The sequence below is a fragment of the Arthrobacter sp. SRS-W-1-2016 genome, assembly GCF_002009585.1.
Classification (GTDB): Bacteria; Actinomycetota; Actinomycetes; order Actinomycetales; family Micrococcaceae; genus Arthrobacter; species Arthrobacter bambusae_A.
This window is the reverse complement of the sequence record NZ_MTPV01000073.1, coordinates 25137-36216: the sequence shown is the minus strand read 5'-3', so window position 1 is coordinate 36216 and position 11080 is coordinate 25137. Positions and strand designations below refer to the sequence as shown.

9 protein-coding genes are annotated in these 11080 nt (G+C 65.4%); 2 read left to right on the top strand and 7 right to left on the bottom strand.

Annotated features, from left to right (window positions below; translation table 11 throughout):
* Positions 1-152: 152 nt before the first annotated feature.
* Together metE and BMF89_RS19675 are read right to left on the bottom strand one after the other, a co-directional pair.
* On the bottom strand, positions 153-2501 hold the full coding sequence (metE, locus tag BMF89_RS19680; protein WP_078108732.1) for a 5-methyltetrahydropteroyltriglutamate--homocysteine S-methyltransferase: 2349 nt from the start codon (positions 2499-2501) through the stop codon (positions 153-155).
* A 66-nt stretch (positions 2502-2567) separates the two neighbouring features.
* Positions 2568-3536, bottom strand: a complete 969-nt coding sequence (locus tag BMF89_RS19675; RefSeq protein ID WP_078108731.1) for a methylenetetrahydrofolate reductase — start codon at positions 3534-3536, stop codon at positions 2568-2570.
* A gap of 442 nt (positions 3537-3978) precedes the next feature.
* Here BMF89_RS19675 and BMF89_RS19670 point away from each other — a divergent pair, with 442 nt between their 5' ends.
* Complete coding sequence (locus BMF89_RS19670) at positions 3979-4176, top strand: hypothetical protein (RefSeq protein WP_078108730.1); 198 nt, start codon at positions 3979-3981, stop codon at positions 4174-4176.
* Between the two features lie 11 nt (positions 4177-4187).
* Here BMF89_RS19670 and BMF89_RS19665 read toward each other — a convergent pair whose 3' ends face one another.
* From BMF89_RS19665 to BMF89_RS19650, 4 genes are all read right to left on the bottom strand, one after another.
* Positions 4188-5042 (bottom strand): carbohydrate ABC transporter permease, encoded by an 855-nt coding sequence (locus BMF89_RS19665; RefSeq protein WP_253190911.1) that lies wholly within the window; start codon positions 5040-5042, stop codon positions 4188-4190.
* A 20-nt stretch (positions 5043-5062) separates the two neighbouring features.
* The gene (locus BMF89_RS19660; RefSeq protein ID WP_078108728.1) at positions 5063-5989 is read right to left on the bottom strand and encodes a sugar ABC transporter permease; all 927 of its coding nucleotides are present in this window, start codon (positions 5987-5989) and stop codon (positions 5063-5065) included.
* Between the two features lie 3 nt (positions 5990-5992).
* The gene (locus BMF89_RS19655; RefSeq protein WP_078108727.1) at positions 5993-7348 is read right to left on the bottom strand and encodes an extracellular solute-binding protein; all 1356 of its coding nucleotides are present in this window, start codon (positions 7346-7348) and stop codon (positions 5993-5995) included.
* 103 nt (positions 7349-7451) lie between these two features.
* Positions 7452-8705 (bottom strand): ROK family transcriptional regulator, encoded by a 1254-nt coding sequence (locus BMF89_RS19650; protein WP_253190910.1) that lies wholly within the window; start codon positions 8703-8705, stop codon positions 7452-7454.
* Positions 8706-8834: 129 nt separating this feature from the next.
* Here BMF89_RS19650 and BMF89_RS19645 point away from each other — a divergent pair, with 129 nt between their 5' ends.
* A complete protein-coding gene (locus BMF89_RS19645) occupies positions 8835-9746 on the top strand; it encodes an aminoglycoside phosphotransferase family protein (RefSeq protein ID WP_078108725.1) in 912 nt (303 codons plus the stop codon).
* Here the strand turns inward: BMF89_RS19645 and BMF89_RS19640 are convergent.
* Positions 9743-10888, bottom strand: a complete 1146-nt coding sequence (locus BMF89_RS19640) for a methyltransferase (protein ID WP_366215030.1) — start codon at positions 10886-10888, stop codon at positions 9743-9745. The two genes, BMF89_RS19645 and BMF89_RS19640, sit on opposite strands and share 4 nt — an antisense overlap.
* Positions 10889-11080: the final 192 nt, after the last annotated feature.

The following is an 11080-nucleotide window of genomic DNA, read 5'->3' as shown; positions in this document are numbered from 1 at the left end:
CCCGCGGGGCCGGCGCGCGCCCCCCGCGGGGGGGGCGGCCCCCCCCCCGCCCCCGGGCCCCCCCGCCCCCCCCCCCCCCTCCCCCCCCCCCCGCCCCCCCGCCCCCCCCCCCCCCCCCCCCCCCCCCCGCCGCAGTTTGTACTACGTGAGGTTTACTTTGCTGCTTTGAGCAGTCCGGCGCGGACCGTCTTGGTGGCCTTGACCAGGTTGCGCAGGGACTCTTCAGTCTCGGCGTAGCCGCGGGTCTTCAAGCCGCAGTCCGGGTTGACCCAGAGCTGGCGGGACGGAACGTGCTTGACGGCGGTGGACAGCAGTTCGGTGACCTCGGCCTCCCCCGGAACACGCGGCGAGTGGATGTCGTAAACGCCAGGACCAACCCCGCGGCCGAAGTGGTGCGCCTCGAGGTCGTGGACAACCTCCATGCGTGAGCGTGCTGCTTCGATGGACGTGACGTCGGCGTCGAGGCCGTCGATCGCGTCGATGATCACACCGAACTCCGAGTAGCAGAGGTGGGTGTGGATCTGGGTGGCGTCGGCGGCACCGGCGGTGGCCAGGCGGAAGGAGTCGACCGACCACTTCAGGTAGGCGGCGTGGTCGGCCTTGCGCAGCGGCAGGAGTTCGCGCAGTGCGGGCTCGTCCACCTGGATGACCTTGATGCCGGCTGCTTCGAGGTCGGCGATTTCATCCCGCAGTGCCAGGCCGACCTGGTTGGCGGTCTCGCCGAGCGGCTGGTCGTCGCGGACGAAGGACCAGGCCAGGATGGTCACCGGACCGGTGAGCATGCCCTTCATCGGCTTGCTGGTGAGGGACTGCGCGTATTCCGCCCAGGCAACCGTGATGGGCGCCGAACGGGTGACGTCGCCCCAGAGGATGGACGGCCGGGTGCAACGCGAGCCGTAGGACTGGACCCAGCCGTGAACGGTTACGTCGAAGCCTTCGAGGTTCTCGGCGAAGTACTGGACCATGTCGTTGCGCTCGGGCTCGCCGTGCACCAGGACATCGTAGCCGAGCTCTTCCTGCAGCTCGACGACGCGCTTGATCTCGTCCTTCATGAGCTGCTCGTACTGCTCGTTGCTCAGCTCACCCTTGTTGTTGCGGGCACGGGCGGAACGGATTTCCGAGGTCTGGGGGAAGGATCCGATGGTGGTGGTGGGCAGCGGCGGCAAGTGAAGCGCAGCTTCCTGGGCGGCTTCGCGGACCGGGTACTCGGAGCGGTTGAAGTCGGCCTCGGTGAGGGCAGCCGTGCGGGCACGGACGTCGGCGCGCTGGACCCCCTCGGCGGTGGCGCGGGACGCGATCACCGCGGAAGCCTCGTCGATCGCGGCCTTCGCGGAAGCTGAGTCGGCCAGGTAGTCCGCCAGGACCTTGACCTCGACGGCCTTCTGGTCAGCGAATGCGAGCCAGCTACGCAGCTGCGCGGAGAGCTGGGTTTCCTCGGCAGTGTCGTGCGGGACGTGCTGGGTGGAGGTGGAGGTGCTGACGGCAAGCTTGCCGGCCGCGGCCTTCAGTTCGTCCAGCTTGCCGGCCGAGACGGCAAGGTCGTTGCGCCAGATGTTGTGGCCATCGACGACGCCGGCAACCAGGGTCTTGTTGCCCAGGCCGGCCAGGGCTGCCGCTGACGGTACCGCGCCCTTGAAAACGTCGACGTGCAGGGCGTCGATGTTGGTCGCAGCGAGTGTGCCGAGCTGGCCGTCGAGGGAACCGTAGGGCGTGGAGACGAAGAGCTGCGGGCGCGCTGCGGCACCTGAGAGGACTTCGTAGGCACGGGCAGTGGCAGCCTGGATTTCCGCGGCCGGGGTGTCCTGGTCGACAACGAGGGCGGGCTCGTCCAACTGGATCCAGCTGGCGCCGGCAGCGGCAAGCTTGCCAAGGAGTTCAACATAGACCGGGAGGATGTCCTCCAAGCGGGACAGCGGAGCGAAGCCCGCGGGAGCATCGTCGGAAGCCTTGGAGAGCAGCAGGTAGGTCACCGGCCCAACAATGTACGGGCGGGTCTCGATGCCGTTGGCGAGGGCGAACTCGAACTCCTCGACGATGCGGTTGGAGGCGAGCTTGAAGTCGGTCTCGGGGCCGATTTCCGGAACGAGGTAGTGGTAGTTCGTGTCGAACCACTTGGTCATTTCGAGCGGCTGCTGTTCCTTGTTGCCGCGGGCCAGGGTGAAGTAGCCATCGATGTCGAGCTGGCCTTCGGCGTTGAGCAGCTGGCCGAAACGGGCCGGGACCGCACCCAGGTGCGCGGTGGCGTCGAGCACCTGGTCGTAGTAGGAGAAGGTGCCTGGAACGGCGGCGGCTTCGTTGAGGCCGAGTTCCTGGAGGCGCCTGGCGGTGGTCAGTTGGATGTCCTTGGCAGCGGCGTCAAGGGCAGCGGCGTCGATCTTGCCGGCCCAGTAGGCTTCGATTGCCTTCTTGAGTTCGCGGCGGCGGCCGATGCGCGGGTAGCCGAGCAGGGATGCAGCGGGGAACGCCGCATTGGTCTTTTCAGTGAGGTTCTGTTCAGTCATGGGATTTCCTTGGGGCAGTAGGTGCAAATCGATGTGTCGAGGGGTTTGCGGAGCAGCGTTGGCTGATCAGCTGACGAGTTCCTGGCGGCGGGCGATGGCGCTGAGCCTGCTGGCCGGCCGGGCCGGGCGGGGCAAGGCAAGCTTGTCCAGCACGTCCAGGGCGCAGGCGTGCTCGTTGAAGGTGTACAGGTGGATGCCCGGAGCACCGGCCTGCAGGGCGGCGTTGGCCAGGTCCACCGTGGCGCGGACTCCGATCTTGCGCCGTTCGGCGTCGCTGTCCGCCGCGGCAAGTCGCTCGATCAGTTCCGGTGCGGGTTCGACGCCGGTGAGCTCGCCGAGGCGCTTGAGCCGGCGAAGGCTGGTCAGCGGCATGACGCCCGGGATGATCGGGATCGTGACGCCGGCACGCCGGGCACGGGAGATCAGGTCCGCATACTGCTCGGTGTGGAAGAAGACCTGCGTGATGGCGAAGTCGGCACCCGAACGCTGCTTCGCGAGCAGCACCTCGACGTCGTGCTCCACGCTCGGGGACTCCGGGTGGCGCGTGGGATAGGCGGCCACGCCGACGGCGATCTTGCCCGCGCACAGGAGGGCCGAACGCCGCTGTTCCACACGCCGGATCAGTTCGATGAGGTCCTGGGCGTAGCGCAGCGAACCACTGACCGGCTGGCCGCTGTCCTTGGGAAGGTCGCCACGCAGGGCAAGGATGCCGCGCACGCCGTTGTCCAGGAGTTCGCCGATGATCTCGGCCAATTCCTGCGGGGTGTTTCCGACGCAGGTCAGGTGTGCCAGTGGCCGCAGGGTCGTTTCGAGCAGCAGCCGGTTGATGAGCTCGACGGCGGTGTCCCGGTTGGAACCGCTGGCACCGTACGTCACGGAGACGAAGTCGGGATCCGTGGCCTCAAGCTCCCCGATGGTCGTCCAGAGGGACTCCGCAGCCGCTGGAGAGCGGGGCGGGAAAAGTTCGTAGGACAAGGCAACAGGGGCGGCGCCGGTCAGGTTCGGATGAGTGTCGATGAGGCTTGGTGGTGACATTTGCGTCCTTGGCTGTGTGTCAGCGGGCCTGCGTTCACGGACGTGAAACCGTGGACTGCAGAATCGGTGAATTGAGTTTGGGGATACACGCAACGAACTCCAGCAGGGCGCAGCCGCGACTGTTACGCCTGGAATGAAGTTGTCCGTGTGCAAATGTCAGGCCCACATGGGGGCACCCACACCCTCCTGCCTGCCTTCAAGAGGCAGATCGGCGGAGGATCGCTGACACGTTACCGCGGTAACTTGAATACGACTCTAGAACGGGGCTCCGGCCGCCACAAATCCTCCGCCGAATTAAGACGCACTTTTACGCTACGTTTCGCCCGATTTCTGAAGATTGTTCGCTGAGTCTTCCGGCCGGGTCCAGCCGGCGAAGAATACGCCACGGGGAAGTCCGGCGCGAGCACTCCCCTTGGCGGTCCCGCAGGACTATTCTTTTGCCATGATCCAGCTTCCCGCCAGTTACCAGGAGTACCTCGCCGGCAAAGAGGAAAGATTCGTCCAGACCGTCCGCCCCATCCTGATGCAATCGGCCGCAGACCAGCTTCACGGCGTCCGCGTGGTCTACAACCACAGCGGCCACCAAGCGCACCTGGATGATTCCATCCCGTTCGGCACCATCGTGGAGGACATCGACTGAGTCCTGGCTGCTCAGCCTTTCATCGCGCCCGAAAGCGCGAACGCGCTGCCGGAGCCCCTGGCGACCACCGTGTAGAGGATAAGCACGGGGACGGAATACAGGATGGAGAACGCGGCGAGTTCTCCGTAGGCGATGGCTCCATGCTGGCCAAAGAAGCTGAAAACGGACACCGCGGCCGGCTGTTTGGAGTTGGACAACAACAGGATGAACGGGACGAAGAAGTTCCCCCACGCCTGGATGAAGACGAAGATGAACACCACGCCCAGGCCTTGCCTCATCAGCGGCAGGACGATTCTCCGCAGCGTGGCCAGTCCGGAGGCGCCGTCCATCCAGGCAGCTTCCTCCAGCTCCAGCGGCACGGAGTCCATGAAGTTCTTGGTCATCCAAATGGCCATGGGCAAGGTGGTGGTTGCCATGAAGAAGATGGTTGCCGGCATCGAGTCCAGCAGTTGCAACTGCACGAACAGCCCATAGACCGGCACCATGATTGCCGTGACCGGGAGCGAGGTTCCGAACAGGATCGCATAGAGGAACGGCTTGTTGAAGCGCGATTGGTAGCGGGACAGCGGATAGGCCACCAGGACGGCAGCTGCCAGGTTTACGACGGCGGTCCCAGCGGAGAGCAGGAAGCTGTTCGCGAGCGGCTGGAACAGCAGGCCGGGCGTCAGTACGGCGGCAAAATTCGCGAACGACGGCGATAGGGGCCACCGCGTCTCGTATCCGGCGTGCGGATCGACGGAAGCAAAAAGCAGCCACGCAAGGGGCAGCACGAAGCACACGCCGATCACGGCCAACGCCGCATTCGCGGCCAAGCGGACGCGGAGCCGTCCCCGGCCCACCGCCGTCGGGCGCTTCCCGGCGACCAGCGGAGCGCGGCGCAGGGAAGTCACGGTTTCGCCCCCCGGAGCAGCCTGACGTACACGGCCCCGAAGACCATGCCGATCAGGATCAGGACCGAAGCGATCGCGGTGCCGTATCCGATGTCTCCGAGCTTGAAGGCTTCCTGGTACGCCAGCACGGGGAGGGTGGTGCTCGCGTTGGACGGACCACCCCCCGTCATCACCCAGATGAGGGTGAATACCGCGAGCGTCTGCAGGGTGATGAGCATGAGGTTGGTGGCGATGCTCCCGCGGATGATCGGAAGCGTGATGAAGGCCAGGCGTTGCCAACCCCTGGCGCCGTCCATGAGGGCGGCTTCGGAGATGTCGCGCGGGACCTGGGAAAGCGCGGCCCTGTAGACCAGCATCGAGAACGCGGTGCCGCGCCAGACATTGGCCAGGACGACCGCGGCCATGGGAAAGGCATAGAGCCAGTTGGTGCCCTGGACACCGAACAGTCCCAGAAGCTGGTTGAGCGTCCCGTCCTGGCTGAAGTACGCGTAGGCCGCGAAGGCCGCCACGATTTCAGGCAGTACCCAAGAAGCGACCACCACCGTGCCCACGAGCGATGCGGTGGCTCCCCCGGATCGGGTCATCAACAAGGCGATGCCCAGGCCCAGGGCGTTCTGTCCGAGGATCGCGGACGCGATAACGAAGACCATCGTCAGCCATGCCGAGAGCGGGAAGACGGAATCCGTCAACATCCGGGCGTAGTTGTCCAGGCCGACCCATTGAGGGTTCAGGGCCGCCTCGCCGGACAACGCGGCGTTGGTGAAGGAGGCATAGAAGGACCACGCCACAGGGGCCAGCATGAAGAAGCCCAGCAGCACGATTGACGGAACAACCGGCAACAAGCGGAGCCTGCGACGCAGAGTCCTTTGGATGGGGGTTCTGCGCCGGAGGGAACTGCGGCTGAGGGAATCAGGGACTGCCATGCGTCATTTCTGCATGACCTTGGCGTCGCCGACGAGTTTCTTGACAGAGGCGTCGTATTCGGCCGCGGCCTCAGCCGGGCTTTGCTTGCCGGTGATGACCGCCTCAGTGGCTTGTTGGACGGCGAGGGAGATCTTCGGATAGTCGGCTGTTGCCGGACGGTAGTGCGTCACTCCGACCAGATCGGAAACAGCCTTCACGAACGGGTTGGCCGCTTGGTAACCGGGATCGGACGCGACATCGGTGCGGACCGCGATCTGGGAGTTGTTGACGTCGAAGGCCAAGGCATTCTTCTTGTTCAACGCAGTGGTCAGGAACTTGAAGGCCAAGTCCGGGGCCTTGGTCTTCGCGCCGACGGCGAGCGTCCAGCCACCGGACATGCTCACGCCACCGGGGTCCTGTCCGAACTGGGTGGGGAACGTGGCCACTCCCATATCCTGCGTGTAGCCGGCCCATTCATATGAACCGCCCTTCTGCCAGAACGATGGCGCGTAGGAGCCTTCCACGGTGGCGCCCATTTTGCCCTGCGGCAGCCACTGGCCAAAGACCTTCTTCCACACATTCGCATCGAGGGCGTCGGCCGGTGTCACGGAAAGCTTCTCATCGTAGAGGGTCTTGAGGAACTGGAGTGAATCGGTGAATCCCTTGGAACCGAGCACCCACTTCTTGTCGCTCTCCGAATACAAGGGGGTGCCGGTTCCGTAGAGCAGTTCGTAGAAGCTCTGCATGACGGTTCCCTCACCCGTGCCGGTTCCGGCGTACATGCTGAAGGGAATCACGCCTGGATCCGCTGCCTTCATCTTGCGGGCCGCGGCCAGGATGTCATCCCAGGTCTTTGGCTGCCAGGGCACGGGTATGCCGGCTTTCTGGAGGACAGTCTTGTTGTACCAGATCGCCCTGGTATCAGTGCCGAGCGGGACGGCGTAGATACTGCCGTCGTCGCCGCGCCCCGCAGCTTTGGCACCCTCGTTGAACTTGGACCACTCGTCCCACGAGGCCAGCTGCGAGTCGAGTTTCAGCAAGTATCCGGCGTCGACGTCCGAGCGGACCTTGAAGGTGTCCTCGTAGAAGACGTCGGGAGCGGTGTCGGGGGAACGTTGGGCCAGCGCGAGCTTGGTGCCATAATCGTCGTCGTTGGCCTGGATGGGCTCCAGGTCCACGGTGACGCCCGCGTTTGCTGCTTCGAATTCCTGCTTGGCGTCCTGGAAGACCTTGTCCAGCGCGGTGAAGGAGTCCGTCTTTTGGTAGACGATCTTGATGGTTTGCTTGCTTGTGGCTTGCGGTTGGGCAGAGCAGGCTGCCGAGGCCAAAAGGCCTACGACGCCGAGCAGTACTGCTCCGATCCGGACTGGGCGACGCATGACGCTCCTTCTTCAAGCGGCTGCAGCCCCCACACTTCAGCTGGCCCAGCCTGTTGCCAATATTGATAAATGCAGCCCTGAGACACAGGACGTGGTGAAGGCCTCAGCCTTCCAACAGAAGCCTCTGGGCGCGCGGCGCAAGCGTGTGTTCAAGGACCAGGCAGGCCGCACCGATCGCGCCGACGTCTTCGCCCACTCCGGTCCCGACAACGTCGATGCCGTGGATGCTGTTGGCGGCACTGTTGGCCGCGAGCAGGGGAGGTATGCGCTCCAAGTAGCGTTCCGCCATGCGGGCCCAGAACGGGCCGCCGAAGACGACGCGTTCGACGTCGAGGGTGTTGGCCACCACCGCAACCGCACGGGAAACCAGCACCGCCGACTTATCGATGATCGCGATGGCACGTTCGTCACCTGCATCCGCGGCATCGCAAAGCCGGGCAAAGCCTTCCTGCACTTCCGGGCCCTCGGTGCCTTTGCGGCCACCGTTCAGGACACCTTGCTTTTCGGCTTCGGCCACGAGGACCTGCGGAATACAGGACGACTTGACGCATCCACGAAGGCCGCAATCACATTCCGGGCCGTCCGGATCCACAATGATGTGTCCGATTTCGCCGGCGTTGCCGGATGTTCCCCGGACAACTTCGTCGTTCAAGACGATGCCGCAACCGATACCGGTACCCATATACATGAAAATGAAACTTCCGGTGCCGCTCGCCCCACCCGCCCAGGTTTCGGCGACCGCCGCGCTGGTGACGTCCTTGTCCACGAGGGTCTCAAGTCCGGTGGCTTCGGCGAGGGCATCCCTCAAGTGCACCCTGTCCCACCCCGTCATCAGGGGCGGATCGACGACGGTGCCCTCATCAAGGTCGATCGGGCCGGGCGCCGCGACGCCAAGTCCCGCGATCTTCCCGGTATCAACACCGGAATCTTCGATCAGCGCCTTGATTTCCTCCGCTATGGCGGCGATGACGCGCTGTGGGTTGCTCCCCGTCGGTGTGGGAATCCTGGAGTGCTTCACGACGTCGCCCACCAGGTCCAGCACCACGGTGGTGATGACCGCGGGGTCGAGGTGGACGCCAAGCGCGTACATTCCGGAAGGGTTCAGGCGCAGGATGGTGCGGGGCTTGCCCGGACCGCTCCCTTCCTTGCCCGCCTCGATTATGAGTTGTTGATCCAGGAGGCGGCGCGAGATGTTCGAAATAGTCTGCGGTGAAAGGCCGACGATTTGGGCAAGCTCCACGCGGCTCAGTCCACCTGGTGAGCGCCTGATGGCGTCGAGAATGACGGTCAGGTTGAAATCCCCCATGCGTGGCAGATTGGTTCCGCGCCTCGGAGTCGGCTGCCGGATCTCAGTCACGGATTTCCCCTAAAATCATTCGAATAATGCTGTTGCATTTGCATCGTACGGCACGTGTGCTTGTCCCGGTATGCCCACACGCTGCCCGGGCGTAACGGACGCCGATATTGCTGATGGGAGGCCCGGAATATGGCACTGATGCCGCAGGCCGAGCTCGACGTCACCGCGCGGTTGGTGAGGAATCTACTCGAGGAGCAGCTGCCACGGCTCCCGGACCTTCCGTTGGAACTGGTGGCGAATGGCTGGGACAACGTCATGTACCGGCTCGGCGAGGAGTGGGCCGTCCGCCTGCCCCGCCGGGAGGCGGCAGCACAGTTGATCCTGCATGAGCAGCAATATCTCCCCGAATATGCCAGGCGTTCGCCTGTCCCGCTCCCCATCCCCATCCACTTGGGGCGGCCGTCCGTGGACTTCCCATGGCCGTGGAGCGTGACTCCTTGGTTGAAGGGACTCCCGGCCGTGCTGGTTTCCCAGGAGCCGCGGAACGCGGCGGCCGCGGACCTGGCCACGTTCCTCCTCGCCATCCATGTCCCGGCCACCCCCGGCGCTCCCGTCAATCCCGTGCGCGGGGTGCCTTTGGCAGCCAGGTCGGACGCGGTCATGGACAGGCTCCGCGATTCCAGCCGCTATCCCCAGGCGGGGCGGTTGCGGAGGCTCTGGTCCGAAGCCTGCGCCGCCCCGCTGTGGGACGGCCCGGGGCTGTGGCTGCATGGAGATCTCCACCCGGCGAATGTCCTTGTGCGGCCCGACGGCCGGCTCGCCGCCGTCGTCGACTTCGGAGACCTCGGAGCCGGGGATCCCGCCGTCGATCTCGCCGTGGCGTGGTTGATGTTCGACGGCGGTGCGCGGCATCGTTTCATGGCGGCCTTCGGAACCGCCGTGGATACCGCGACGTGGGCCCGGGCCCGCGGCTGGGCCGTGGTCCTCGCGACGGCGATGGTCAGTTTCTCGGATGACAATCCGGGAATGGCGGGAATCGGGCGCTTCGGGGTGGAGCAGGTGCTGTCGGAGCGCTGCTCACCGAACCGGGCGGGCGCCTAGCGTTTGATGCTGCGTGTCACGGTGAATTTCGGGTTGCGGCCTATTTCGGTGGTGGGGCCAATGAGCCTTTCCAGCGCAGCGCGGTACTGCAAGTGGCTGTTGTAGACAGTCCAGAGTTCGCCGCCGGGAGCCAGGACCCGCGCTGCGGCGTCGAACATCTTCGTGGCCGCGCCTGCATGGACGCTGGCCCCGAGGTGGAACGGCGGGTTCAGCAGGATGAGGTCGGCGCTGCCCGGTTCGAAGGTGGACATGGCGTCGTCATGGACTACCGTGATGCGATCTGCCAGGCCGTTGGCTGTCACCGTTGCCCTGGCGGACGCGACGGCTGCCGCTGATTGGTCCGTCGCTGTAACCCGGGACTCGGGACGGTTCCTGGCGTACATCGTCGCGAGGATCCCGGTCCCGCAGCCAAGGTCTACCGCGTGTCGGGCTTCGGGGAGCCTGTCCAGGAAGCCCAGGAGGAAGCGCGTGCCGATATCCAGCTTGGTGCCTGAAAACGCACCCCCGTGGGCACAGACCGTCATGCCGAGCTCTGTGTTCTGCTCCGAGACCGGGAAGGGCTCCGGGGTGTCCGGCCGCTTGGGATTGATGGCGAGCAGGACACGTGACTTCCGCTGCGCAAGCTGTGGCTGCACGGACTCGAAGTTGCGTTCCAGGACGGCGTTCATGCCCAGGGTCATGTGCTTGACGCGTCCCCCGGCGAGGAGGACGGCTCCCGGCGCCGCAAAGCGGGCAACGGCGTCGGCGATTTCCTCCAGTTCCGCGAGGGCCTTGGGGAGCTGCACGATCACCAGTCCGGCGCCGTCGAGCAACCCGGCACCCAGCTCGAACTGATCGAAGCGGCCGGCCAACCCGGACGCGTCCGCGTTCCGTTGCAGCGCGAGCCTGCCGGCGTAGAGATCCTGGGTCACGCGGACGTGCCCGACGCCGAGGGCCGCTACGGCGCCCAGGGTCAGGGCCCCGTAGCGGTCCCCGATCACAGCGACGCGGGTTTCCTGGCTGGGCACGTACCCTGCCGCGGTCTCAAGGAGGAGCCGGTCGGTGGCGTCGTGCGCCTGCAGGTTCCCTGCCTCGACGTCGGGGAAGCGGCGCAGGGTGCCGAACAGCGTCTCAAGGGTTTCATCCAGCTCGGTCAAGGTCACGGTGCACCAATCTATCCCCCTCGTGAACCCTCGACAACATAGGGGTGGCGGAGGAAGGTAGAGATTGCAAGTAATCGACCGTCTGACCGCTGCCGTCGGCACGGCACACGCCGCCAGCAGCGCGGACACCAGGGTCCGCTGCGAAGGGCGAGCCACGTCGCGGACCTGGAAGACCAGGCTCCCACTCCCCTT